Origin of the sequence: Acinetobacter sp. YH01008 (genome assembly GCF_013420435.1) — a bacterium.
GTDB classification, from domain to species: domain Bacteria; phylum Pseudomonadota; class Gammaproteobacteria; order Pseudomonadales; family Moraxellaceae; genus Acinetobacter; species Acinetobacter pseudolwoffii.
Genome location: NZ_VOYD01000013.1, coordinates 39,421 through 63,186, shown reverse-complemented (window position 1 = coordinate 63,186; position 23,766 = coordinate 39,421). Strand labels below are relative to the sequence as shown.

General features: G+C 41.9%; 23 protein-coding genes, 7 tRNA genes and 1 pseudogene. 9 read left to right on the top strand and 22 right to left on the bottom strand.

What is annotated here, in order from left to right:
- Positions 1–43: 43 nt before the first annotated feature.
- Complete coding sequence (locus tag FTT75_RS09145; RefSeq protein ID WP_005096603.1) at positions 44–445, top strand: DUF3144 domain-containing protein; 402 nt, start codon at positions 44–46, stop codon at positions 443–445.
- Positions 446–562: 117 nt separating this feature from the next.
- Positions 563–1,627, top strand: a complete 1,065-nt coding sequence (locus FTT75_RS09140) for an amidohydrolase (RefSeq protein WP_180186285.1) — start codon at positions 563–565, stop codon at positions 1,625–1,627.
- 368 nt (positions 1,628–1,995) lie between these two features.
- Here the strand turns inward: FTT75_RS09140 and FTT75_RS09135 are convergent, their stop codons facing one another.
- Together FTT75_RS09135 and FTT75_RS09130 are read right to left on the bottom strand one after the other, a co-directional pair.
- Positions 1,996–4,767: a pitrilysin family protein gene (locus FTT75_RS09135; protein ID WP_180186284.1), complete on the bottom strand. Its 2,772-nt coding sequence runs from the start codon at positions 4,765–4,767 to the stop codon at positions 1,996–1,998.
- A gap of 142 nt (positions 4,768–4,909) precedes the next feature.
- Positions 4,910–5,731, bottom strand: a complete 822-nt coding sequence (locus FTT75_RS09130; RefSeq protein WP_074382957.1) for a PhzF family phenazine biosynthesis protein — start codon at positions 5,729–5,731, stop codon at positions 4,910–4,912.
- A 153-nt stretch (positions 5,732–5,884) separates the two neighbouring features.
- Between FTT75_RS09130 and FTT75_RS15980 the strand changes: the two are divergent.
- Together FTT75_RS15980 and gloB are read left to right on the top strand one after the other, a co-directional pair.
- Positions 5,885–6,227, top strand: a pseudogene (locus FTT75_RS15980) (flavin reductase); the annotation flags it as partial.
- Positions 6,228–6,342: 115 nt separating this feature from the next.
- Positions 6,343–7,077 (top strand): hydroxyacylglutathione hydrolase, encoded by a 735-nt coding sequence (gloB, locus tag FTT75_RS09125; protein ID WP_100329732.1) that lies wholly within the window; start codon positions 6,343–6,345, stop codon positions 7,075–7,077.
- Between the two features lie 15 nt (positions 7,078–7,092).
- Here gloB and FTT75_RS09120 read toward each other — a convergent pair whose 3' ends face one another.
- The gene (locus tag FTT75_RS09120) at positions 7,093–7,365 is read right to left on the bottom strand and encodes a hypothetical protein (protein WP_074383176.1); all 273 of its coding nucleotides are present in this window, start codon (positions 7,363–7,365) and stop codon (positions 7,093–7,095) included.
- A gap of 437 nt (positions 7,366–7,802) precedes the next feature.
- Here FTT75_RS09120 and FTT75_RS09115 point away from each other — a divergent pair, with 437 nt between their 5' ends.
- Positions 7,803–8,006 carry a hypothetical protein gene (locus FTT75_RS09115; RefSeq protein ID WP_005096596.1) on the top strand — a complete coding sequence of 68 codons (204 nt, stop codon included), beginning with the start codon at positions 7,803–7,805 and terminating at the stop codon, positions 8,004–8,006.
- A 159-nt stretch (positions 8,007–8,165) separates the two neighbouring features.
- Here the strand turns inward: FTT75_RS09115 and FTT75_RS09110 are convergent.
- The 9 genes from FTT75_RS09110 to FTT75_RS09070 all read right to left on the bottom strand — a co-directional run bounded on the left by FTT75_RS09110 (position 8,166) and on the right by FTT75_RS09070 (position 12,118).
- Positions 8,166–8,250: transfer RNA gene (locus FTT75_RS09110), tRNA-Leu, on the bottom strand.
- 38 nt (positions 8,251–8,288) lie between these two features.
- Positions 8,289–8,362, bottom strand: a tRNA-Trp gene (locus FTT75_RS09105).
- Positions 8,363–8,395: 33 nt separating this feature from the next.
- Positions 8,396–8,480 (bottom strand) — tRNA-Leu (locus FTT75_RS09100).
- Between the two features lie 405 nt (positions 8,481–8,885).
- Positions 8,886–8,971 (bottom strand) — tRNA-Leu (locus FTT75_RS09095).
- Between the two features lie 402 nt (positions 8,972–9,373).
- Positions 9,374–9,458, bottom strand: a tRNA-Leu gene (locus FTT75_RS09090).
- A gap of 38 nt (positions 9,459–9,496) precedes the next feature.
- Positions 9,497–9,570, bottom strand: a tRNA-Trp gene (locus tag FTT75_RS09085).
- Between the two features lie 33 nt (positions 9,571–9,603).
- Positions 9,604–9,688 (bottom strand) — tRNA-Leu (locus tag FTT75_RS09080).
- Positions 9,689–9,795: 107 nt separating this feature from the next.
- Positions 9,796–10,620, bottom strand: coding sequence for a protein kinase (locus FTT75_RS09075; protein ID WP_180186283.1), 825 nt, complete (start codon positions 10,618–10,620; stop codon positions 9,796–9,798).
- Positions 10,607–12,118, bottom strand: coding sequence for a DUF3336 domain-containing protein (locus FTT75_RS09070; RefSeq protein ID WP_180072554.1), 1,512 nt, complete (start codon positions 12,116–12,118; stop codon positions 10,607–10,609). The genes FTT75_RS09075 and FTT75_RS09070 overlap by 14 nt, the downstream gene beginning before the upstream one ends.
- A 188-nt stretch (positions 12,119–12,306) precedes the next feature.
- On the opposite strand from FTT75_RS09070, the gene FTT75_RS09065 reads away from it, so the two are divergent.
- Positions 12,307–13,185 (top strand): ATP-binding protein, encoded by an 879-nt coding sequence (locus FTT75_RS09065; protein WP_100329777.1) that lies wholly within the window; start codon positions 12,307–12,309, stop codon positions 13,183–13,185.
- Between the two features lie 389 nt (positions 13,186–13,574).
- Here the strand turns inward: FTT75_RS09065 and FTT75_RS15855 are convergent, their stop codons facing one another.
- The 3 genes from FTT75_RS15855 to FTT75_RS09055 form a co-directional block, all read right to left on the bottom strand.
- Positions 13,575–13,709: a hypothetical protein gene (locus FTT75_RS15855; RefSeq protein ID WP_257222781.1), complete on the bottom strand. Its 135-nt coding sequence runs from the start codon at positions 13,707–13,709 to the stop codon at positions 13,575–13,577.
- A gap of 6 nt (positions 13,710–13,715) precedes the next feature.
- Positions 13,716–13,853 carry a hypothetical protein gene (locus tag FTT75_RS09060; RefSeq protein ID WP_157797501.1) on the bottom strand — a complete coding sequence of 46 codons (138 nt, stop codon included), beginning with the start codon at positions 13,851–13,853 and terminating at the stop codon, positions 13,716–13,718.
- A 166-nt stretch (positions 13,854–14,019) separates the two neighbouring features.
- A complete protein-coding gene (locus FTT75_RS09055) occupies positions 14,020–14,655 on the bottom strand; it encodes a hypothetical protein (protein ID WP_100329778.1) in 636 nt (211 codons plus the stop codon).
- Between the two features lie 199 nt (positions 14,656–14,854).
- On the opposite strand from FTT75_RS09055, the gene FTT75_RS09050 reads away from it, so the two are divergent.
- Positions 14,855–15,394, top strand: coding sequence for a hypothetical protein (locus tag FTT75_RS09050; protein ID WP_074382963.1), 540 nt, complete (start codon positions 14,855–14,857; stop codon positions 15,392–15,394).
- 39 nt (positions 15,395–15,433) lie between these two features.
- On the opposite strand, the gene FTT75_RS09045 is transcribed toward FTT75_RS09050, so the two are convergent.
- Together FTT75_RS09045 and tsaD are read right to left on the bottom strand one after the other, a co-directional pair.
- Positions 15,434–15,748: a hypothetical protein gene (locus tag FTT75_RS09045; protein ID WP_141667071.1), complete on the bottom strand. Its 315-nt coding sequence runs from the start codon at positions 15,746–15,748 to the stop codon at positions 15,434–15,436.
- A 336-nt stretch (positions 15,749–16,084) separates the two neighbouring features.
- Entirely contained in the window at positions 16,085–17,101 is a 1,017-nt protein-coding gene (gene tsaD, locus FTT75_RS09040) for a tRNA (adenosine(37)-N6)-threonylcarbamoyltransferase complex transferase subunit TsaD (protein ID WP_074382964.1), read from the bottom strand.
- Between the two features lie 146 nt (positions 17,102–17,247).
- Between tsaD and rpsU the strand changes: the two genes are divergently transcribed.
- Entirely contained in the window at positions 17,248–17,463 is a 216-nt protein-coding gene (gene rpsU, locus FTT75_RS09035) for a 30S ribosomal protein S21 (RefSeq protein ID WP_001136722.1), read from the top strand.
- A gap of 33 nt (positions 17,464–17,496) precedes the next feature.
- Positions 17,497–17,943 carry a GatB/YqeY domain-containing protein gene (locus tag FTT75_RS09030; protein WP_004729943.1) on the top strand — a complete coding sequence of 149 codons (447 nt, stop codon included), beginning with the start codon at positions 17,497–17,499 and terminating at the stop codon, positions 17,941–17,943.
- A 70-nt stretch (positions 17,944–18,013) separates the two neighbouring features.
- Here the strand turns inward: FTT75_RS09030 and FTT75_RS09025 are convergent, their stop codons facing one another.
- The 5 genes from FTT75_RS09025 to FTT75_RS09005 form a co-directional block, all read right to left on the bottom strand.
- A complete protein-coding gene (locus FTT75_RS09025) occupies positions 18,014–18,373 on the bottom strand; it encodes a hypothetical protein (protein WP_180186282.1) in 360 nt (119 codons plus the stop codon).
- Between the two features lie 107 nt (positions 18,374–18,480).
- On the bottom strand, positions 18,481–19,923 hold the full coding sequence (locus FTT75_RS09020) for a M48 family metalloprotease (protein WP_218954455.1): 1,443 nt from the start codon (positions 19,921–19,923) through the stop codon (positions 18,481–18,483).
- A 116-nt stretch (positions 19,924–20,039) separates the two neighbouring features.
- Positions 20,040–21,005 (bottom strand): D-glycerate dehydrogenase, encoded by a 966-nt coding sequence (locus tag FTT75_RS09015; RefSeq protein WP_180186281.1) that lies wholly within the window; start codon positions 21,003–21,005, stop codon positions 20,040–20,042.
- Positions 21,006–21,026: 21 nt separating this feature from the next.
- Complete coding sequence (locus FTT75_RS09010; protein WP_180186280.1) at positions 21,027–21,671, bottom strand: hypothetical protein; 645 nt, start codon at positions 21,669–21,671, stop codon at positions 21,027–21,029.
- Positions 21,672–21,875: 204 nt separating this feature from the next.
- Positions 21,876–23,765: a M48 family metalloprotease gene (locus tag FTT75_RS09005; RefSeq protein ID WP_180186279.1), complete on the bottom strand. Its 1,890-nt coding sequence runs from the start codon at positions 23,763–23,765 to the stop codon at positions 21,876–21,878.
- Position 23,766: the final 1 nt, after the last annotated feature.

Below are 23,766 nucleotides of genomic sequence, written 5' to 3'. Positions count from 1 at the left end.
CTATAATTAGCCATTAAGATTTTATGATGGTCAGGAAAAATTCATGGTTCAAAAGATTGAAGCAACCGATGTAACCGAAGAAGAAGCGTTAAATGCGGCATTCTTTGAACGTGCTGATGAATTTATTCAACAAGCCAACGAGTTTTGTCGCGTAGAAAAAGGCTCGCAGGAAAAACCGAGTGATAAGCGCGGTCAAGTCAGTGCAGCCATGTTATTTGGTACTGCCCGTTTCAATACCTGGGTGGCAGCGAATAACTTTAAAGATGGCAACGAAATGCGCGATGCCAAAGATCAGGTGATGTCTTATATTATGCAGCAATTCCAAATGATGCTGGAAGATAACTATGATGAATACTGTGAACAGTTCGAAAACTATTTACGTTTCCGTCACAATGAAGAGTTTCATGCCAACAAGCATAACCATGATCACAAGCACGATCATTGATTAAAATATGAAAAGCCCCGCGGGGCTTTTTTATTTGCCTTAATTTATCATCTTGACTTCGAACTGATTTTAGCCCCATATAAATTGAATAATAAATACACTAAAACAAGGCATAGCATGCAGCAACTTCCCTTCCCGATCATTGACCCACATATTCACCAATGGGATCCGTACAACACCCCACACGCGGCAGCATTTGCCGTAAAACTGTTTGGCAAATATCCTAAATTACTGGACAAAATGGTGCGGCTGCTCAAACCTAAAGATGTGATTGAGACCATTGGCCTGACCGAGCATCTGACCGCCCCTTATCTGCCTGCGAACTACAACAAAGATCTAGGGCATTATGAAGTCGAACAAATTGTGCATGTTGAAGCCAGCTGGCATGATCAGAAAGGTACAGGCGTGGTGGATGAAACCCGTTTTGTGGCCGGACTTTCTTTTGATCAGCATAATATCCAGCTCGGTGGCATTGTCGCTACGGCGGATCCGCGGCAGAAAAACTTTAAGCAATTGATTCAATTGCATCGCGAAGCTTCTCCAAAATTTCGCGGCATCCGTAAAATGGCTGCGGTACATCCAGACAAAGGCATTCATGCCTGGACCGATGAGCCGCATCTCTATCGCAACAAAGATTTCCTGAAGGGCTTTGAGGAACTGGCCCAGCAAGACTTAAGTTTTGATGCCTGGGTCTATTCGAGCCAGATTGCGGATGTGACTGCACTGGCCAAAGCCTTTCCGGACACACCCATCGTACTAGATCACCTCGGTACGCCTGCCGGCTTATTTGGCAAGGTGGGCAAAGCTACAGGCAAGACCGAACAAGATCGTGCCCAGATATTTTCAAGTTGGCAAGATCAACTGGCTGAACTGTCCGAGTGCAGAAATGTATCGACTAAAATGTCTGGCCTGTTTATGCCGGTGCTGGGTCATGATTTTCATCAGCAGAAACGGTTAGCCAATAAACAGGAATTATTGGAACGTGCAGCTCCCCTGATTCAGCATGCTTTAGATTGCTTTGGTTCTGAACGCCTGATGTTTGCCTCCAACTTTCCAATGGACAGTGTCAGCAGCTCACTCGTGAATATCATTGATGCTTTTAGCGATATTGTTCAGGACTATGATGAAAACGCGTTAAAGCCAGTTTTTTATGAGAATGCGAAAGCATTTTATAAATTATAAGAAGCGTCTGGATTTTTAAAGAAAGAAGGAAAATACATATGCTCTGGGAGGAAATAATCGCGAGTCCCCGATCAGATAGGCTTTTCTATACTTGCTGAGCAATCTTTTCTAGTTTAATCGCATCATATTATTACCAACATATTATTCACTTCGCTTTTAATAAAGATATCGCTGTTGGAGCAATATTAGTATCAGCTGGGATTTTCCTGTTTCTTTTTGCCACTTTCTGGTGGAACTTACCCAGTGCTGTGCTATCTGGCGTTTTAGGTAGAATCCTGCTTACCAGAAAAGCAACTTAAATTAGAGCTTTTAATTATATTGAAGAATAAAAAATCCCCTTAAGTAAGAGGATTTTTTATTTATTAATACTATGATGTTTTAACTTGCTTACCGTACTGATCAGCCATCACTTCGACCAACTGATCCAGCTTGATGTATTTTTTAATCACGGCATCAATATCGGCTTTCGTCAGTTGGGCAATCGCCTGATCACGTTTTTCACGGTAAATCAGCTTACGATCTTTTTCCAGTTGAGGAACCAACATACTGTGAATACGGCGATCATCTTCCAGTGCATTGACACGTTTTTTCAAAATGCTGGCTTTGGCCGCTTCCACTTCCTGTTCAGTTACACCACGTGTTAGCAGCTCATTGAGTACCTGATGCACCGTTTGAGAAACCTGTGCAGATTTACCTGCGGTATAATTGGCACCCAGTGCCAAAGCACCTGAATCGGCCCATTCATTAAACTGAACATGGGCACTAAAACCGTAGACCAGCGCATTTTTTTCACGTAATTCCTGAGCCAAACGGGAAGACAGTTGAGAGTCACCCAGAATATGACGAAAGACTTGTAAAGCAGGTACATCTGCATGGTCTGCCCCCACCGGGAAGGTCAGCAATGCCTGATAACTACCGAACTCACGTTGTTCAGACAAGGCATGAATTTTTTGGGCTGGATAGCTTCGATATTCTGATTTCAGGCGTTCATAAGGCTGTGCCGCTTTCCAGTCCGCAAAACTATTTTTCAGCATTTTCTGTATAGATTTTGGCTGAAATTCCCCAGTCACTGCAATGTGTGCATGATGCGTTTTAAAGAATTGCTGATACAAAGCGACCACTTGCTCACGAGTGGCTGCTTTAAACTGCCTGGTGGCCAGTTCAGGTTCAAAATGGAAACGAATGTCACCGGGTTGATAAACTTCGATGGTTCGCGCCATGGTGAGGCTCGACACTGTATCTGGCTCGGTATAAGGACGATCCAGACTGGATAAGGTCTGACCCTTGATCAAATCAAACTGGCTTTGCTCAAATGCAGGGTTTTTTAGTACATCAACCACATATTGGAAAAACTCTGCAAACTTCTCTTTTTTGGCACTGATCTGTATGTTCAGGCCATTACTCGATGGGCTGGCAGTCGCTGAACCGCCTACTTCGATAATTTTGTCAGCAATCTGCTGCAAGCTCTGGCTTTCCGATGAGCGCAGCATTAAATACGCGGTCAGATCCAGAATCTCGCCTTTATTCATCAGGCTTTGCGCAGTCCCAAAATCCAGAGAAATTGTGGCATACACCTTGTCATCGCGAATATTGGTTGGGAATAGCGCGTATTTAATGCCATTTTTTAACTTACCACGCTGAATCTGCTTGTCCTTGGCAGATAAATACTGCTTGGATTGCGCTACATACTGCTTCACTTCCGCCTGATAAACACTGACATCCTTTAAAGGCTCTTCTGTCTCAGCCTGTTGGTCCAGTGTTTTTTTCGGTGCTTCCGTCTGTGTCACTTCCTGCGCTTTTTTCTGATCTTCAGGTGTTGGCAGGATATTGCCAGAAATACGATATTCAGGTTTTAGAAAGCCTTTATAGACCTGATTGACCTGACTCACACTCAGGTTTTCAATCGCATTCAGATCTTTAAAATACTGGCTCCAGTCACCCGAATAAGCCACGGCATAATCACTTAAACGTGAACCTAATGCAGTCGCGCTATTTTTAATATTATCAGCCTGATTGCGGGTCAGGTTTTTAACTCGGTTTAATTCGGCCTCGGTAAATGGCTGGCTTTGCTCTACGCCTTGAATCAAACTTTGTTCCACAGTTTTTGGCTGATGATTGGGTGCATAGATCGCGCCCATAAACACCAGATTAAAGTCTTTATCTAACCAGGTGCTAGATTGCACCATGGTCGATTTTCCACTTTCCACCATGCTCTGATATAAATGCCCGCTCGGTTGCAAGGTATAGAGCGTCGGCGAAACAGCCAAAGCAGTCTTGATCTTTTCATCCGGACCATTCAGGTAAATATTGAATTTGGCCAGATCACTGCCCTTTTGCACAGTAAATTCACGCTGTTGAATCTGCTCAGGTTTTAAAGCCGGAACTTTCACTTGCGCCGGTACACTTCGCGATGGAATCGGACTGAAATGGCTATCAATCTGCTTTAATACTTCTGCCTTATCAAACTTGCCTGAAATCACCATAAAGGCATTATTCGGTGCATACCAGCTCCGGTAAAACTGGTTCAATTCCTGCATATTGATGGATTGCAGCTCATTCAGATCACCAATCGGTAAACGGCCCAAATACTGATTGCCATAAGCCGACTTAAACACCTGATCCATGAGTACTGAAAATGGCTGATCCAGACGAATTTCGCGTTCGCGCTTTACAATATCAATTTCGGTCGGTACATATTTTTCCTGAAGAACCAGCTGATCCATACGCTCGGCTTCAAGGAAAATTACTTCACTTAGCGCCGTTTTTTCAGGACGAATGACATTGGTATATTTGGTTGAATAATAATCGGTACTGGCATTGGTCATTAAGGTATATTGATCGAGCCGACGCTGAAATTCATCACCTTTGACATTTTTAGTGCCTTTAAAAGCCAAGTGTTCCAGCAGATGCGCCAGACCACCTTTTCCTTTAGGATCATTCAGTGAACCGGTCAAATACGCCGTATTCATAAAAATTTTATTTTCTTTATCATTCGGTGCCAGGATAATTCGTAAACCATTATCAAGACGATATTCCTCCACATTCTGTTCAGTTTTCACCAAAACAGGTTGTGCAAAACTCAGCGCACTACAACCCGACAACAAAATCGCCAAGCTTAAATTCTTATAACGTACCAACATTATTCATCCAGATTTTCAATGTAAATTTTTATTCGCGCTCATTTTAGAGAATGATTCTTATTCTGAATAGTCTTTTCTAAATTGAATCATTAAAATAACATGCCGCCTTGCCTGACGACATGCATATCTATGTAATCAGAGATTAAAGATAAAGTTCAGCCTGCATATATAATTTGCCATAACCCGAAATTTCAATTCGTTCCTGATCTTGCAAAGCACAATAAAGTACACCACCGCGCGCTGATGCCTGATAAGCGACCAGTTCATTTTTACCCAGTTTGTCTGCCCAAAGCGGCGCAATTCCGGTGTGAATAGACCCTGTGACCGGGTCTTCATTGATTCCGTTACTCGGTGCAAAATAACGTGAAATACAATCATATTGTGTATCTTGCGAGGTAATCGCGACATCTAAAAAGTTATTCTGAGCAGTAATCGCGGTACGCTTGCCATTTAATTGTTTTAATAATTCAAAATCAGGTGATTCATCTAGCACATCCTGTACCGATTCATATTCGACAATATAACCTTGTGCATTCAGATAAACCTGCTTAAACGGTTTGCTCAATGCCTGTCTTAAGGCCTCAGGATATTCTGTGACGGCTACTGCGCGGCGAATTGGAAAGTTCATTCTGATCTTGCCATCTGTATCCTGATCAACCACAAAGATCCCCAGATCTTTCACATGAAACTGGATCGTTTTTGCCGTACCAAATTGATTGAATAATACAAAGCTGCTGGCCAAGGTTGCATGACCACAAAAATCCACCTCCTTGGTCGGGGTAAACCAGCGAATGGCATAATTTTCTGCATCAATTATTTTCACAAAAGCTGTTTCAGACAGATTATTTTCCAAGGCGATATTTTGCATCAGGCCATCTTCGAGCCAGTCCTCCAGCACAATCACTGCAGCTGGATTTCCTTTAAACAGTTCCGTGGTAAACGCATCGACCTGGTACATTTTCATTTTCTGAAGTCCTGAATATAGTAATCTCTAGTTTAAAAGCTTTTTTGCAAGAGTGAACTTGAATATGCTAATAATCTAACTAATCTAGCCACTTAAATACATCAATATAGTGAATGATGCGGTATGACCAACCCCCATCTTCAAAGTATTCTCCTAGAAAAATCCTATCGGCTAGGTAGGCTGAGCCTGCATGATGTACCTGAAAAATTGGCACCATCTGGCCTAAGGTTATTTAAATTCTCTGGTTTTGATATTTCTCTGGGCAAGGCTGTGCTGCATAAATACTCTGCGAGCTGATTCCCGGGCCGCATAACCAGCAAATGCATGATCTGTTTATTGGCAAGCTGATTGCGGCCTATGCCGATGATCAGTCTTCCGCGACAGTCACTGGCATTATCATGTAGTGAGTGAAGAATGGAAAAGTACTCATCATGTGACTGGTGTACAATTTTATAGCATTGGCAAGGCGGTAAGCGTTGATGATTCGGACTTATGATTTTTTAAATGGGACATAAACAAAAATTATCCCGGATGAGCAGATAATATCTGCAAGCCCAGAGCATCTGAAATTATGCTACTTTATTCTCAATCTTCATTTGGTCTGATGCGCTATGATGCCTTTTAAAATTCACTGTATTGATGTCCAGAACTCGCTGCAAAATTATATCTGGTTGCTGGAACATACGGCTTCTCATCAGGTCGTAGTCATTGACCCGACCGAAGCAGGATTGGTGCAAGATTATTGTGCCGAACACGGTTTAATCTTAAGTCAAATCTGGTTAACGCACTGGCATAAAGACCATATTGGCGGTGTGCCCGGCTTAATTCAGGGACAAAATCTGCCTGTTTATGGCCCGCGTGCAGAACTCAGTAAAATTCCGTTTATCACGCATCCACTTGAGCATGAAGAACAGTTCAGCTTTCATGGGGCAGATGTTCAAGTGATCGCAGTACCAGGCCATACATTAGGCCATATCGTTTACTTCATTGATGCGATTGATGTGCTGTTCTGTGGCGATACTTTATTTGCCATGGGCTGTGGCCGGGTTTTTGAAGGTACTTATTCACAGATGTATCATTCACTGTCACGTCTGGCAGCCTTACCGCCGCGTACGCAGGTCTATTGCACACATGAATACACCCTCTCGAATGCCCAGTTTGCCAAACATGTCGAACCGGACAATCAGGCAATTCTGGAACGCTTCGAGCATATCGAACGCTTGCGTATGTTAGGCCAGTGCACGCTGCCAAGCAGCATTGAAGATGAATTACAAACCAATCCTTTCCTGCGTGCGGATAGTGTGGAAGAGTTTCAGCGCTTGAGAACCCTGAAGGATCAGTTCTAGAGTTAAAGATCCATATTAAAGAATCTGGTGACTTTGCGCATAAGCATCCAGTTCGTCTTGAGTGACGACACGCACTGCCTGCATTTCGTCAACACGTACCAGCAGCAAACCAGCTAAGGCCGGTTGATAACGACGTGCACTACCAAACGGCGTATAGGCTACTTTCGATTGCACTGTAAAATTCAACCAGTCCTCATGTCCCAGCATCACAGCAACCGGATCTAAGCCCTGTTGCTGCATCCATTCAATTTTCTGATTCACATTGTGTTCAATCGTCAGTTCAGTCATGGCAATCGTATTTAATTCAAGAATTACATTTTTGATAGTATAGGGCATGCATCTCAAACGATAGCTCAGAAAACCAGCAGCTGCTAATGATCCGATTAAATAATCAATGCAAGCTTAATATGCCGATGCTTCGGCATTCCCTTATTCTTACATTTTATGGCGTTGATAAAGTTCAAATTTAGATCAATAGCAAAATAAGCCTTTGAAATTAAAGTATAATTAAGTTTATTTACATGCTATAAAAACTTAATATTTAGTTACAACCTATTCAATATGATAAAAATCATTTACTTAAGTCATAAACTGCTTCTTTAGCGAGCATACGATGTTCACTAAACATTCAAATTAGATTAAATTAATTAAATATGGGAATTTGCCCTTTAAAACAAAATTTCTCACCCTTATTTAAGATAGAACAATGATGAAGGAGTGATCTCGTGAAAAAAGTGGTTAAAGCTAAAAATCTGATTGCATTTCGACTATGGTTAGAAAAATTAGGATATTCCGTACGCACCCTGGCTGATGATCGTGGTTTCAGTTTCAGTTTCAAAAAAGAATACGGTCTGGTCACCTGTGATCTGGCCGGCAATGCACTCGCGATCCAGCTGGGTGAGGAATTTGAAGATCATTTAAAAGCCTGATTCAGGTTATTTTCAATCAGAAAAATAAATAAATTATTCCACTGATTTAGCAACTCTATTCTCCAATCTTTAGTCCGTTTCGACGGACTTTTCTTTTTATCTTGATTAAATAAATTTCAGGCAATAAAAAAGCAAGGCATCAGCCTTGCTTTAATATGATGGTGGGGACGGAGAGACTCGAACTCTCACACCTCGCGGCGCTGGAACCTAAATCCAGTGCGTCTACCAATTTCGCCACGTCCCCATCGGGGTACCAACTTAGCGTTGGATTTTTTCAAACTTTGGCAGAGGATCAAGGACTCGAACCTTGACGAACGGTTTTGGAGACCGTCATGCTACCATTACACCAATCCTCTACTCGGCCAGTTTACTCAATTGCTTAAGTAAATTGGTGGGGACGGAGAGACTCGAACTCTCACACCTCGCGGCGCTGGAACCTAAATCCAGTGCGTCTACCAATTTCGCCACGTCCCCAATGGCTGTGTATATTATAGAGATAGACCGTCATTGACAAGCGATTTTACAAGCAATCACATTCTATTCCGCTAGAAATTAAACAGTTAATTATATTTTTTTACTTTTGATAAAATTTATCAAGACAATTTGACTCTTTGAAGACGAAACCACAAATTCAGTATTTTAAAAGGTCTCAGCTTTATTTTGTGTCATAAAAACCAAAATGTATAAAAAACAAACTACAGATCAAGCCTTATATTTTATGGCCTCGGCATTCAAAATAATGCAACCATGCTTTTTATATAACTTCCGTCACACACGTTCTATCAAGCAAAATAAGGATTTAAGAATAAGATCAATGAAAATTGCTGTATAAAATTTCAGGCAATAAAAAAGCAAGGCATTAGCCTTGCTTCAATATAATGGTGGGGATAGAGAGACTCGAACTCTCACGCCCAGAAGGCGCTGCGACCTGAACACAGTGCGTCTACCAATTCCGCCATATCCCCATGGCTGTGTATATTATAGCGATCAGACCCGATTCACAAGCAATTCTGTAGCAGGAAAATACTTTTATATCAAAATTTAAACAATTAATTCAGTGTTGCGTAAATACTGACCTATTTGCACTGTTGTCGCCTAGTTTCATCGAAACAGATAAGATCAATACGCACCACAGGAGAATCACATATTCAAATTTAGACTTTAGCTGACTTGGATAATATCAATTATTGCATCTAATAAAACAAAGTTTCCTGAAGTTCTGCCCTTTCCTGAGCATTGACCCGTTTTCTAACGTTCTTTAACAGACTAAACCTATGCGTAAAAGACAGCAAAATTTTACAGCTTAAAAAAGCTGGTATAAATTTCAGGCAATAAAAAAGCAAGGCACCAGCCTTGCTTTAATATGATGGTGGGGACGGAGAGACTCGAACTCTCACACCTCGCGGCGCTGGAACCTAAATCCAGTGCGTCTACCAATTTCGCCACGTCCCCATCGGGGTACCAACTTAGCGTTGGATTTTTTCAAACTTTGGCAGAGGATCAAGGACTCGAACCTTGACGAACGGTTTTGGAGACCGTCATGCTACCATTACACCAATCCTCTACTCGGCCAGTTTACTCAATTGCTTAAGTAAATTGGTGGGGACGGAGAGACTCGAACTCTCACACCTCGCGGCGCTGGAACCTAAATCCAGTGCGTCTACCAATTTCGCCACGTCCCCAATGGCTGTGTATATTATAGAGATCATTTCCAGCTGACAAGCCGTTTATAAGAAAAAAACACTCGTTTGATTAAATAAGAAACAATCCCGATTTTATTGTATTTTTCTCATTCGATTTCAGTCACTAAGTAGTGTTTAACCGCTTTAAAATCTGCCAACCGATGCTGTTTTTGCTTGCCTAGCATCAGCGCTAACAACTTTTCAAAAATCTGAATTTGTTCAGGCAACTCAACTTTTAGGCGCTGACAATGTAAAAACGCCCAATCCAGATAGTCAGTTGCCTGCAAGCGCTGTCCACTCAGCCATTCATAAAAAATCACGCCCAAAGCATAAACTTCGCTCTGCAAGCTTTTGGCTTTTCCTTGGAATAATTCCGGTGCCATATAACGTGGTGTCGCATTAAGCTTATGAACTTCAAGCTGATCCAGAGCTTGCACTTGTTCAAAATCAAGCAGACATACCCTGCCCTGAGCATCAACAAAATGCTCGCGCTTTAAATCCGCATGCAAATAACCCAGCTGTTGCAGGCAGATTAAAGGTTCTACCGCTTGCAGCAAATGTTGTCGAATCTGCGTTACAGAAAGTTGATCTGGCATGATCTGAAAATGTGCTGGTGCATCGACCAGAATCAAAGCCTGTTCAAATTGTTCATGTTGAATGGTGAATGGCTGTTGAATGATTTGATGCGGAAGGAAAAAGTTCAGATCACTCGAACGGCTATGCGTTTGATAAAAATTCAGCTCCTGCTGCCAGCCCAGCTCTGCATGCGGAGATGATATTGAGCTGTCAGATTTAGTCGACACTTGAGTTTTTAGCCAGAATGCGGGCTGACCCGCAGCATAATACAGGCGCCGGCCAAAACCCAGACTGCGGGTTTTGGTTCTTGGTTGAAAATCGAAAGTATCAAGATGATCTAAATTAAGTGGTTGCAATATATTCAGGCTTTGGATCAGCAGTATATTGATAATTTAGCAGTTCCAGACAATGCTGAATAGTTTTCCCCACCCGTTCCTGAGTCTCGATTAAGGAAATTTTTGGCCAAGTGGCCCGTTCGCCTTCGCGCTGCAAGATTTTAAAGAGATAGGGCCGTGGATTTTGCAGCATATAGCTATAGTGGCGCAGGCTATATTTACCGACAATATTCACATCGCCATAATAACGCTGATCGACCACCCCATAGCCGTGATCGAGTATACGGCGTACAGGTGGCAAGCTTCCGGCATGTTCCCGGGCAAAATCCATCATTCCTTTGGTAATCACCGCACCCTGACGGCGTACAATCCGTTGTGGCCAGCTTAAGGTACCTTTGCGGAAACGTGCAACATCATCTTGCATAAATGGCACGATATGCGGATTGACCTGGCTGGCAATGGTGTAATTGATATTGTATAACCGGGCCATTTTTTCCTGCGGGAAATCACTGCGTACACTGCCATCGACCCAACGTGTTGCTCCCATATAAGGGGTATATTCACCATCATAACGCTTACTGGTCAGGCGTACTGGCGGAAACAGAATAGGGACTGCACAAGAGGCCAATACCGCACTCCAGACCAGCACATCCGGAGAAGTATAGGCATTTAAAATACGGGCATCCTGCGCCGAATCATAGGGGGCAACAGCAATATTGATATGCAGACCTGAGGTTTTGAGTGCTTCTTCAAAGGTCAGATCGCCTAAATTTTCGACCAGAAATTTTTTCAGGTATTTGACATCTGCCAGACCTCCATTGCCTTTCAGCAATTCACCCATGGTTCGGAAATGAAAAGCCTCATGAAAAAAATTATGCCCCTTCAAAAGATCGACATACTGCGAGGGTTTGGATACACCCAACATTGCCGTCATGATGGCACCTGCACTAGAACCTGACATGACCTTTGGCAATAAATCCTGCTCCATCATAGCCTTACAAACGCCGGTATGAAACAGACCCAAGGTCGAGCCACCGGAAAACATCAGGGCCGGCTGACCATAGGCACGCTGACAGCCTTTAAAAAATTCAATTTTTTCTTCAATATTTAAACAGCTACAGTCTGTTGAAGCGATATGTGCCAGCCCCTGACTAACCTGCTCCACATAATCTTCAATAATTCTTTTGGTGCCGACATAGGCTTCGGTGAACAATAAAGGATGGGCAATATTGGCGATATCGTAGCTTAGACCTTCGCGCAGAATATACATCAGGTCGTGGGTACGTTTCTGTTGTCTATAGCGTCTTAATTTACCCAAACGATGCGCAATAACTTCTGCATCAAAATAGGGAGAACTATTGTCGAATTTCCATTCTTGCGCCCCGGATTCTTCATCTATTTTTAGCGCAATATATTTCCATTCCTCATAGGACTCAGCTTGTTGCAGCTGCTGCTTGAGTTTTTTAATACGATAGGCCTGATGTGGATTAATGTCCTGAGTAAAATCTTTAAACAGCATCTGCCTTCTTCCCTATATTGTATTTTTCATTCATCTTGCACTGCGTAGAAAATATGCACCGATCTGTTCATAACAACAATAGCGAAAATTCTCTGCTTTAAGCAAATTATCACACTTTTCAGGCTTTGACTGTGAATTTTAGGGTGATAGTATCCTAGACATAATTTTAAATCTGTAATGCTGAGATCATGGCGAAAATTGAGTTACCTGACAATATCTTGAATACCCTTTCGACTGTTCTGCTGCAACTTCAGCAAAGCCTACCCGAGCTGAAACATGCTCCTGATTTTTCTGCACATGCCTATAAATGGCAACAGGGTGAACTCAAGCCCATTCATCAGCTTAGACAGATGGAACTGGCCGATTTAAAAGGGATTGAGCGACAAAAAGAAAAAGTCATCCAGAATACTTTACAGTTCTTAAATGGCTTGCCTGCCAATGATGTCTTGCTGACTGGTTCGCGTGGTACCGGTAAATCCTCTATCGTTCGTGCTCTGCTGACCGAATACGCAGCGCAAGGTTTACGCCTGATTGAGATTGAACGCGATGACTTGTCAGAACTTCCGGAAATTCAGAAACTGATTGCAGACCGTCCTGAAAAGTTTATTGTCTATTGTGATGATCTGGCCTTTAATGCAGAAGATGAAAATTATCGCAGTTTAAAAAGTGTATTAGATGGTTCATTGCAATCGGGTTCGAGTAATTTTGTGATTTATGCGACCAGTAACCGCCGCCATTTACTGCCAGAATTTATGCATGAAAATACGCCTGTCACCCGGGTCGATGTTCCGCAATATACTGAGCTACATCCTCAGGAAGCAATTGAAGAGAAGATTTCGCTATCTGACCGTTTCGGCTTATGGCTGTCTTTTTATCCAATGGATCAGAATTTATATCTGGAAATTGTAGAGCATTATCTTAAAAAGGCTGAGATGGAATTGACCCCGGAAACCCGAGCCGAAGCCTTGCGCTGGTGTCAGGCACGCGGTCAACGCTCAGGCCGTGCCGCTTATCAGTTCTCGAAACACTGGATTGGGGCAACTCAGTTGAATAATCTGGAACAATAGAAAATTCAAAAGATCAGGCTCAACGTAAATATCGCTTTGGGCCTTCTTAGATTCGCATTTGAAGTGCAACACCATGTTGTTGCCATAATACCTGACTCGGACTTTTAAAGCCGAGTCTTTTATCTTGTGTATCATGCAATTTTTACTCTGAATCTACTAAATCAAACCATCTAAATCAGCAAATGCATCGCGGTCCCATAGATATGTAGAACCTTGAGATTTTTACCTTCATTGCTAACATCTTCAGCAGTAATGCATTTTGCTCTCATATGTTCATCAAACTGACAGACTGGGTTCTGATCATAAACATTGAGTAAAATCTATGGATATTGCATTGGGTGAATATCTTTTAATGCCTCTTTAAACAAGACTCGACCAATCCTACGCTTTTATGCAGCTTTCAATACATATAACGCTATAATTTTGGCAATGCCTTTTGCTTCACTTAGCGAAACATCAATAAAGCCCTGAATATGCCCTGCTCCTTCTGTAACCAATAGAATATGGTTATTGAGCTTGAGCACCTGCAATCATAAAGCAAGCCGTGTATCTAGCTTATATTCCGCCAAAATAGGTAGATAGAGCATCTGCTGACAGGTTTCTTGCCCGCTCTGCACATGCGCTTGTGCAATAACTGCCACATCTTCAATTGTCGCAGGACGAATCATTCTTGATCCCTTTATCATTCATTTTATTTTTAAATTCTCCAATACTTCTTTGAAAAACACTATCTTATTAATCAAAACCTTGAAACTAAACATGATACATAGATTTGCCATTCCTCATAAAATGAGTTGACAGATAAAAGCTGAATATTGTGCTACTGGATATAACTTAGTGAATATCACAGCTAAATTGTGTTGGTCGCACTTCAACTTGTTCAGCATCACAGTGAACATTTACTATTACGTCATCACCAATACCAATACATGCATTACTTAAGACCCATAAATTATTTGTATAAAATTGCCAATTTCCTTCACCACGACAACGATACTGTACCTGCTTCAAACGGCAATCCGAATACACGTGATCTGGTCGTGTTGCACGTCCAACTACACCCACCAAATGCACACGTGGACGCCCTGAACTCCCACAACGAAGTACACCTACACTGGTTCCATTACGTACTGCATTACGATATTGTAATAACTCAATTTTCTTTCTTGCTTCTTGCTCTTCTTTCTCGACTTGAGCCAGTTTACGTTTAAGCTCCTTTTCTTTTTCACTTAAACTTAACTGTTCTTTTTTAATTTCTGATTTTTTTTGATCATTATTTTTAATTACTGAATCAGTATTCTCACCTCTTGCCTTACGCGCTGCGTCTGCAAGATCCACCATTTTTTGAGCTTCTGCTGTCCGGTGTTTACCCAACAAATCGACCTGTTTTTGAATTTCTTTTTGTTTTACCGAGTTTTGATAAGTTTCACCATAGGTTCGCCCCCACTCTCCAGAAGGAGGTCCAATCATTACATATTCTGCAGAAAGACCTGTGGTGGTAAAGAACGATATATAAATTAAATATTTCTTCATTTGAAAATCAAAAAATCAAGCTTTTAAGTTGTATTTATATATTACCTAATACTGCTAAAAAAAGAAAAATACTAATCTTTAAAGTAGAGGAGTTTTATTTTAAAATAAAACGATTTATTTATTTGGCTTTTTATACATGAATTACCTAAAGTCTCTGACTATTATGTCCAGCTGTTTTTTATTTACAACACCACTTATAGCAGCAGAGCAAACTGTAGCAAATGCACAAAAATTTTTAACGATTATATTACCAGACAAAGGTATCCAATCTGGAGATTTAAAAAAATATTTTTCAGATATGGCTGATGAGCATGATGGATCAGCACGACTCGAAGGCTATAGTAAAATTACCAACGTAACTACTATTGATCGTTGTATTAGCAAAATAAATTATGATAATAATAGCTTATCTTTGAGAGTTTATCATGGTGGTTCAATGGTTGAACCGGTAGTATCCCTAAGACCTGACTTACGACTAGGGAGTACCGAAAATGGAATTGATTGGGGAAAGGTTTTAGAAGTTAAACAATCTAAAGAACTTGTTTCTATACGCTTAAAAAATAATGAACCATACACTATTTTTTCATTAGGAAGTGAAGATATAGCGACACGTGTAAACTATGCCATGACATTTCTTAAGCAAAAATGTGATCCAGCGAATGGAACAGGTTTTTAAGTTTAAAAGGCACTATGTTAAACATAGTGCCTTTTTTACTTATAACACACCTGGTGCACTGAAATTATATGAGCGTCGTGTAGGAGCAGGTGCTTGATAAATCGGAGGTGCAGTATATACAACTGGCTTAGGCTTATCATAGTTTATTTTACAAACCCAATAGGTTTGTTGAATATTTGAACATATACAACCTGAAGTAGTCGAACCACGTTGAATTTTCTCATCAGCTTGATTACATGCTTTACTTCTGTCTGCACCCACCCCTTTTGATGTATAATTGTATGCTTGGGTTTCAAAGCTAACAATAGCAGACAAACCAAGACCTAAAATAAAAAAATATTTAGATATATTCATTTAAACTACTCTAATCTTTGCTTAAAAGCGAAGATAACCAATAAAAACACTCACTCTCCCTATTTTAATTTTATTCTATTTATTTAAAACCATAAATGATCAAAAATAAGACAAATAAAAAATATTTTTTATTTGTACACTTTTATAAAAAATTAAATTTATTCTTAATTCCGCCTATCATAGAGCGGGATTCCTATATGATTAAACCATTTTACGGTATCTGTAAGAAAACACTTACTATGGCAGAGTCAAAATAATTTATTATTTGTTGAAAATTTCTACTCAATAAAACCAAGACAATAAAAAAGAGGCTTTCCGCCCCTTTCCTATCTATCTTTAAACCGCTTCAGGATTTTTTAACTCCGTCATCGGCCAACGTGGCGTTGTGGTTACCGCCAAGCCATCCTGCTGCCCTGCTTTCAGACGCTGATAACCTGCAAATGCAATCATCGCACCATTATCGGTACACAGTGCTGGCTCAGCGTAGTAAACCGTTGCCTTGATTTTTGCCAAATCTGCTTCCAGACGTTCGCGTAAACGTTTATTGGCACTGACACCACCTGCAATCACCAGACGTTTTAAGCCAGTCTGCTTCAATGCCTTCACGGATTTTTTTACCAAGGTATCGACAATCGCTTCCTGGAAACTTGCTGCGATATCTGCATCACGGTTTTCATCACCCAGTTTTTTCATTTGAACGGAAACTGCAGTTTTTAAACCGCTGAATGAAAACTCTAGGCCTTGATGCAGCATTGGACGTGGGAAAGCAAAAGCAGCAGGATTGCCTTGTTCAGCCAGTTTGGAAATGTTTGGCCCACCTGGATAGGGCAGACCCATCATTTTCGCCACTTTATCGAATGCTTCTCCGGCTGCATCATCAATCGATTCACCCAGCAATTCATACTGGCCAATGCCATAGGCTGCCATCAGTTGTGAATGCCCACCAGAGACCAACAGCGCCACAAATGGAAATTCTGGCGCTGTTTCAGACAACAATGGTGCGAGCATATGCCCCTCCATATGATGAACACCAATTGCCGGTTTGTTCAATGCAAAGGCCAAAGTTCGACCAAACAACGCACCTGTCATTAATGCGCCCATTAAACCTGGCCCACGTGTATAGGCAATGGCATCAATTTCCGATTTTTTGACGTCAGTTTGCTCCAATAATTCATTCATTAATGGAATTAGTTTACGCACATGATCACGTGACGCCAGCTCTGGAACCACACCGCCATATTCTGCATGCAGTTTAATCTGGCTATAAAGCACCTGCCCGCGTAAACCCAACTCGCTGTCATACAGCGCAAGTCCTGTTTCATCACACGACGTTTCCAAGCCTAAAACGATCATTAAACTGCCTATAACCTGTATCAATTCTATTGCAGTCACTATTATATGCTTGTGGTATGAGATGTAAATGAGTAAAATACTGACCTTCACTTGTGATCACAGGCATTCGGCCTGCGATCTTATCCATAACTTTATGAGGATTCTTCATGCCACAAGTTAAATTGAAAGAAGGCGAACCAGTAGACGTAGCTATCCGTCGTTTCAAACGTTCATGCGAAAAAGCGGGTGTTCTAGCTGACGTACGTAAGCGTGAATTCTACGAGAAACCAACTCAAGAACGTAAGCGCAAAAAAGCTGCTGCTGTTAAACGCTACCAAAAGAAATTGGCACGTGAATCAGTACGTACGACTCGCCTTTACTAAGATTAATTTGTGATTGACTGCCTGGATTAAATAATGACGACTTTAAAAGACCAAATCACGGATGTTTTGAAAGCAACAATGCGTGCAAAAGAAATGTCCAAGCTGACGGTCATACGTGGTCTACAGGCGGCAATTAAGCAAATAGAAGTCGATGAGCGCAAAGAACTTGACGACGCTCAAGTTCTTGCGGTCATTGAAAAACAAATTAAACAACGTAAAGAATCGATCAAGGCCTTTGATGGTGCTGGTCGAGAAGATTTAGCTAGTAAGGAACAAGCCGAGGTTGAGGTGTTATCTCAATTTCTACCAGAAGCTATGACTGAGGAAGAACTTGATTCCATCATTGCGCAAACGATTGCAGCGCAAGAAGCTACTAGCATGAAAGATATGGGTAAGGTGATGAATTCTCTGCGTCCGCTCATAGCCGGGCGCGCCGATCCTGCACAAGTTTCAGCTAAAATTAAAGCGAAACTTGCTTAATCCCACTTCTCTAATATTCGATCTTTAACGTTGAACTGACTTTTTATAAAAGACAGTTCTTAACGTATTCTTATTGCAAATAACAGTCAACCTGATAACGTTTCAGCAATTGCATCTCTTTTGAAGATTTCACTTCTATAATCACATCCTGTTTAGTTATCTTCTGAAACTGACGATCCAGATAAGCACGATTTTGGTCAGCGGCTTGATATAAACGATCAACATAGCGTCCTACAATTCCACAAAATTTTGCATTCTGCTCAGGACTAAATCCCTGTTGCTGCGGATTTAAACCACTTAAAAACTGACGCGATTCCTTTTTATAATCCGCATTAATTCGTTCTATCGTTTCCACATATTCAACTGCACTCGCAGCAAAAACCCCATAACTCCACCCCAGTAGACACACGCCCAATAGTATTTTTTTCATATTATGCTTCAATTTGATTCACGCTGATCTTTCAAAAATATTGTAGCCTGATTGAATATATTCTTGCTATATCATCCTGATACAAAAACTTAAAACCCAGTTCAGCTTTAAATCTTATATTGATGTGCCTGCTGCATCTGTTTCAGACGTTGGCGAATAGTTGACGACAAAGATTGATTATTTTTCACGCTACGCTGAGCATGTAATAATGATTTGATCGCAGTTTCTTCATATCCCGACCAGTATTCTACTTCTGCACGATAGCGCAGCACATTAGCAGCCTTGATCGGCGAATCTGGCTCTGCATTAGCAGCCACTTGCATTAGTCGCCAGCCACTGACATCACGTGAATTGGCATTTAGAAATCGCTGTACCAAGACTTTTGCCTGATCCGGTTGCTTGGCACGAATTAACACTTCTGCATATTTATAATTGAGCGCTCGATTCTCCGGCATGATCCGCGCTGCTGACGCTACACTTTTCAAAGCTGCATCAAGCTGGTTCTGAGCTAAATAAATATCAGTCTGGAATAAAACCTGCAAAGGATGCATCTGATTATGCTTTTTTGCTCGATCTAAAGTAGCCTGCGCGGCCTGAAAATCGCTCTGCTGTATTTGATAGGCAGTTAAGGCAAGCTGGCCTGCAAAATTATTTTGCCGGTCCATCAGGATAAGCTGCTCTGCATTGGTCTGACCAGACAATACCCTGCTATACCATTTGATAATTTCAAAGTCTTGGTCATTGAGATTGCGTTTTACTGCAGGAAGCTGGTTGGCACGTAAACGTGCTTCACTCATACGCTCGGTGGTCAGCGGATGTGTAAACCAGAAATCCGGCAGAAAGCTTAATCGGCTGGTCGAGCGATGCATGACCTCAAAGAAATCTGCCATACTATGTGGGTTATAGCCGGAACGATACATATATTGCATACCAATCCGGTCTGCCTCACGTTCCTGATTACGACTATAAGTGAGCTGTTTATCCAGAAGTGCTGCCTGTGAACCCATCATGACCGCTGTGCCGACATCACCATCTGCCTGAGAAGCGACCAAAGCACCGACGAGAATTCCGGCTAGCGCCAGTAAACCTTGCCCTTTAAAGGCATCTTGAGAGCGACTGTAATGACGTTGTGTGACATGTGCAATTTCATGTGCCATGACTCCTGCCACTTCATCCATGTTTCGGGCTGAATTAATCAGACCGGCATTAAGTGCAAAGAGACCACCCGGTACAGCAAACGCATTAATTTGCGGATCATTAATGACCAGCAAACCGATCGGCTGTTGTAACTGAGTCTGACTCAGGATATGAGAAAATACTGAAAGCAGCTGATCTTCAAGCCATGGATTTTGCATCACTGGCATTTGTTTATGCACTTCACGATAGACTTTTTCACCGATCATTTTTTCTTTTTGTTGATCGAGTAAGCCGACGCCTGTACCAATATCAGGCACAGAAAATTGTACATTTGCTTGATTAAAATCATGGTTAGAGCCGTGCCCTGCCACCATACACAGACTTAAGCCACACGCCAGCGCCAATCGTTTCAATGAAAAATCTCTAATCCTGCCAATCTAATCTCTCTTGAATATAGCATTGAACAATGAGCAGAGACGCAAGAAAATGTTATTTTTTAACACTATTTAAACGACGAATGAGATGCTTTTTAAAATTCTGGATTGACCACATAACGGGGCACTCGTCCCTCTAAAGCATCGACCAGATTCTGATAGGCCAGTTCTGCCATTTTTTTACGGGTGGCAGCCGTCGCAGAACCCACATGTGGCAATGTAACCACATTGTCCAACTGAAATAATTCCGATTCCTTTAACGGCTCTTTCTGATACACGTCCAGACCCGCAGCAAAAATTTGCTTGGCTTTTAAAGCTTCAATCAATGCCTGTTCATCAATGACCGAGCCACGTGAAATATTGATCAATACTGCATGGGGTTGCATTTTTGCCAATTCCGCTGCTGCAATCAGCGCTTTGGAATCCGCATTCAAATCTACCGCAACGACCACAAAGTCAGAACGCTGTAACAGTTCCTCAAGCTGGCAATATTGCGCACTCAACCCTTGAGCGAGTTCTGGCTTTTCCCGGCGATTATGATACAGAATATTCATATTAAAACCGTAAAAACCACGACGTGCGATTGCCGCTCCAATATGACCGAGACCAATAATTCCCAGAGTTTTTCCAAAAATATCCATGCCAAATTGTGCTTCACCCACGGTACGCTGCCATTGTCCCTGCTTTGTCCATTGATCCAGGTAAGCCACTTTGCGTGCTGCTGACATCAGTAAAGTAAAAGCCAGATCAGCAGTGGTTTCAGTCAGCACATGCGGCGTATTGCTCAGATAAATTTTCTTTTCATTTAAATAACCCAGATCATAGTTGTCATAACCGACACTGACACTGGAGATAATTTTTAATCGGGTGGCACTAGCCAGATTATCACGATTCAGCAAACGCCCTGCGCCAATCATGCCATCAGCATCTTGAACCTGCTGCAAAAGCTGTTGATTCACATCGCCCAGCTTGGGTTGTATATAACTAACCTGATAATTTTGTTCCAGCTTGTTTTGAATATCAGCATCAATTTGACTAAATACAACCACTTTTTGTTTCATCTATTTTATTCCACAGCAAGATTATTCCAGACTGGCAGTCCTATTTTGCATAAACTGCCATAAACGTTTTTTTAGAATTGGTTGATCCAGCATTTCTTGTAAAGATGCCAACTGGATCATTTTCGTATTTGATATATGCGCTACAGGCCCGAGGAAAATAATATTTTTCTCTGCACTCATCCCATCCAGAAAACCCTGAATATAGGATTCTACACCACGTCCATCCTGAACATTGGCCCATGGAAATGGCCAGTTCAGCTCATGAAATTCTCTCGGGACTGCACGCTGGATATTGCCCCATAAATTCTGGGTGTCTTCGGTCATTGCAGTTGCATCAATCACGATACTGCAATGCGCCAGACTTAAGGCTTGCAAACTGAATGGCGGGATCTGTACGATTTCACGCTGTTCCTGAATAGGTGCAATGTGAGTCGGTGCCGCAGGTGGTGTATCAACCTTAAGCGTAACAATTGGCTCTAGCTCAGGAATCGGTATATCAGCCAACGCCTCTATTGAAGAAGGCTGAGGCAAGACGATATCGGTGTGAAATTCAGGTGCAGCCTGATCACGCCAGATCGAAACCTGATGCGGCTGACATGCGCTGTCCCTAGGAATCCAGAGATCGATCCCTAATGTTGCCAGTATGTCACGCTGATGCCCAATCATCTTTTCATCATCACCAATTTCAGGCTGAACATTTTAGCCGGATTGCCTGTGCTTTGCCGAACTTTTTCAGCTTTTCTTTTTTATCCTGATGGATTCTAGTACAAAGTTTAGCTGCGTGCTAAAAACCGTGTTTTTAATACACAATTAAACCATCCCTGCTGTTATAACAGATTCAGACTAAAGCTGCGCATTCTCATTTATTTTCTATAAAATGGTTAAACTGTTCTTCTTTAACATTTGCTGAACGACCTGCTCTGCTTCAAAACCCAAGCGCCAATACAACAGCTCCATCACATCCAGCTCATCCTGAGTCACGATACGGTCACTCCACAAACAGGCCTCTGCAATACCTAAAATACTAAGGCGATCACGTAACAACAGCCCCGCAATATCATTCAGGATTTCTGCAAGATCAATCGGCTCATCTGAAATTTCATTATATACGTCTAGTTCCTGAGCCGTCAGAATCCGGTTTAAAATCCGCTCCCGTACCTCAAGCTGGTTGCCGCTATTAATCTGCTGTACATGCAGCAAGGCATCAATCAAACGCACAATCTGTGGTTTGACTTCATCGAGTGCGGTAGGCGTATGTGCAGGAAGCAGATTTAACTCATATTTCACACATTCCAGTAATAATGCATCCAGCAGGCCAATTTCGCCATCTTCCTGAATAATCCGTGCCAGCTTCATCAAAAACTGCCGTGCGACAGTTGTCGGCATGCCACCAATATTGTTACAGGCTTGCTGGAAAATCGAAATATGCACACGCCCGTCCAGATTGAGCAATGAATCTACAATGGCACGGCTGACTTCAGCCTCAGTCGGAATAAATTCACGATATTGACGAATCATTAAAATGGCGACCATCACTTCACGAGAGCCGGTTGCCGTTTGTAATGCACGCTCAATCAGTTCCGGACGTGGCATCTTGAGCCGAAGTTCCGGATTCAGTGGCTTGATCGCATCTTTAATCGCAAAACTGATCGGAGATAGCCGCAATAATGGCAAAGGTTGTGGCGAGCTCCAGCTCATTGCAGTTTCAGGCACAACCTCTTCCAAAGAACGAAACAAACTAAATAAAGGCTGATTTTTGAGTTTTTTCAGATTCTCAAGCTGTAAATCCTGAATCAAGGCAGGATTTAATTCATAAATCCGCTGATTGATATTTGGATGAATATTCAGCCAGTTTTGTGGGCTCAAAGAATTGGCAAAGCACATATGTGAAATCGATTCAGCATATTCACTATAAATCTGGGATCCGGAATGATGCACATGAATTCTCAGTAAAGTCTGGATATTGGCATCATTTTGAATCAGGCGACGGGTCTTCTGATCATTTTTATAGGTTCGGCCACCCAGTGAAATATATTTAATAAAGCGAGAAATCAATACACCCAAACTACCAATCAGCCAGATCACCGCGCCAACTGCCACATAGAAGGTTTCGAACTTGTTTTCACGGGAACTACCCGCTCGATAAAAACCGGACTTGGCAATCTTACTGCCACACTGACTAAAAGTGGTTAAACTGCTATACAGGATTTTCAAACGGGTATTTTCCGCAGCTTCACCAGACAGGATTTTATTGAATTCATGGCTGAGCAAGCCATACAGCTCGACTTTATCCAGTGTTTGTATTGCACCCCAAGTCAGAATAATCGCGGTATCTCGCGGGCTAAAACCCGCCGTCAGCGTATTAACTCCAACTTCATCGGGCAGTACATACACCGCCGGAGGTTCAATTAAAAAGGTATCGGCCAGCTGCTGGGTAATTTGCAGTGCCGCACTTTCCTCAGGAATACTTTCCATCGGGCTGAGACGGCGCGCACCCATCTGTTTTGCCAGCGAATAACCGCCATTCCGGAAAAGATAAAATTCATAGATGACCGAGATCATCATGGCACATAACAGCAAAGCAATCAGATAAGGACTGAGCATATGCCAGAAAATAGACTGGGTAGAATCAACATAAAAAACGAATAGACCAACAACGGTATTGATAATAAAAATAGTTAACAGCACAGCAATCAAGCAGAAGCTTACAGGCAATACGATATTCTTGTTTTTTATAAAATCATATCCTACGTTGCGCAAT

What these genes read in the sequence shown, in the direction of transcription:
- FTT75_RS09030 (WP_004729943.1), top strand. Translation starts at nt 17,497, where the DNA reads ATGACGACTTTAAAAGACCAAATCACGGATGTTTTGAAAGCAACAATG.
- tsaD (WP_074382964.1), bottom strand. Translation starts at nt 17,101, where the DNA reads ATGATCGTTTTAGGCTTGGAAACGTCGTGTGATGAAACAGGACTTGCG.
- FTT75_RS09135 (WP_180186284.1), bottom strand. Translation starts at nt 4,767, where the DNA reads ATGTTGGTACGTTATAAGAATTTAAGCTTGGCGATTTTGTTGTCGGGT.
- FTT75_RS09120 (WP_074383176.1), bottom strand. Translation starts at nt 7,365, where the DNA reads ATGACTGAACTGACGATTGAACACAATGTGAATCAGAAAATTGAATGG.
- FTT75_RS09050 (WP_074382963.1), top strand. Translation starts at nt 14,855, where the DNA reads ATGAATTACCTAAAGTCTCTGACTATTATGTCCAGCTGTTTTTTATTT.
- FTT75_RS09130 (WP_074382957.1), bottom strand. Translation starts at nt 5,731, where the DNA reads ATGAAAATGTACCAGGTCGATGCGTTTACCACGGAACTGTTTAAAGGA.
- FTT75_RS09055 (WP_100329778.1), bottom strand. Translation starts at nt 14,655, where the DNA reads ATGATTGGACCTCCTTCTGGAGAGTGGGGGCGAACCTATGGTGAAACT.
- FTT75_RS09070 (WP_180072554.1), bottom strand. Translation starts at nt 12,118, where the DNA reads ATGCTGTTTAAAGATTTTACTCAGGACATTAATCCACATCAGGCCTAT.
- FTT75_RS09145 (WP_005096603.1), top strand. Translation starts at nt 44, where the DNA reads ATGGTTCAAAAGATTGAAGCAACCGATGTAACCGAAGAAGAAGCGTTA.
- FTT75_RS09025 (WP_180186282.1), bottom strand. Translation starts at nt 18,373, where the DNA reads ATGAAAAAAATACTATTGGGCGTGTGTCTACTGGGGTGGAGTTATGGG.
- FTT75_RS09010 (WP_180186280.1), bottom strand. Translation starts at nt 21,671, where the DNA reads ATGATTGGGCATCAGCGTGACATACTGGCAACATTAGGGATCGATCTC.
- FTT75_RS09140 (WP_180186285.1), top strand. Translation starts at nt 563, where the DNA reads ATGCAGCAACTTCCCTTCCCGATCATTGACCCACATATTCACCAATGG.
- rpsU (WP_001136722.1), top strand. Translation starts at nt 17,248, where the DNA reads ATGCCACAAGTTAAATTGAAAGAAGGCGAACCAGTAGACGTAGCTATC.
- FTT75_RS09015 (WP_180186281.1), bottom strand. Translation starts at nt 21,005, where the DNA reads ATGAAACAAAAAGTGGTTGTATTTAGTCAAATTGATGCTGATATTCAA.
- FTT75_RS09065 (WP_100329777.1), top strand. Translation starts at nt 12,307, where the DNA reads ATGGCGAAAATTGAGTTACCTGACAATATCTTGAATACCCTTTCGACT.
- FTT75_RS09045 (WP_141667071.1), bottom strand. Translation starts at nt 15,748, where the DNA reads ATGAATATATCTAAATATTTTTTTATTTTAGGTCTTGGTTTGTCTGCT.
- FTT75_RS09060 (WP_157797501.1), bottom strand. Translation starts at nt 13,853, where the DNA reads ATGATTCGTCCTGCGACAATTGAAGATGTGGCAGTTATTGCACAAGCG.
- gloB (WP_100329732.1), top strand. Translation starts at nt 6,343, where the DNA reads ATGATGCCTTTTAAAATTCACTGTATTGATGTCCAGAACTCGCTGCAA.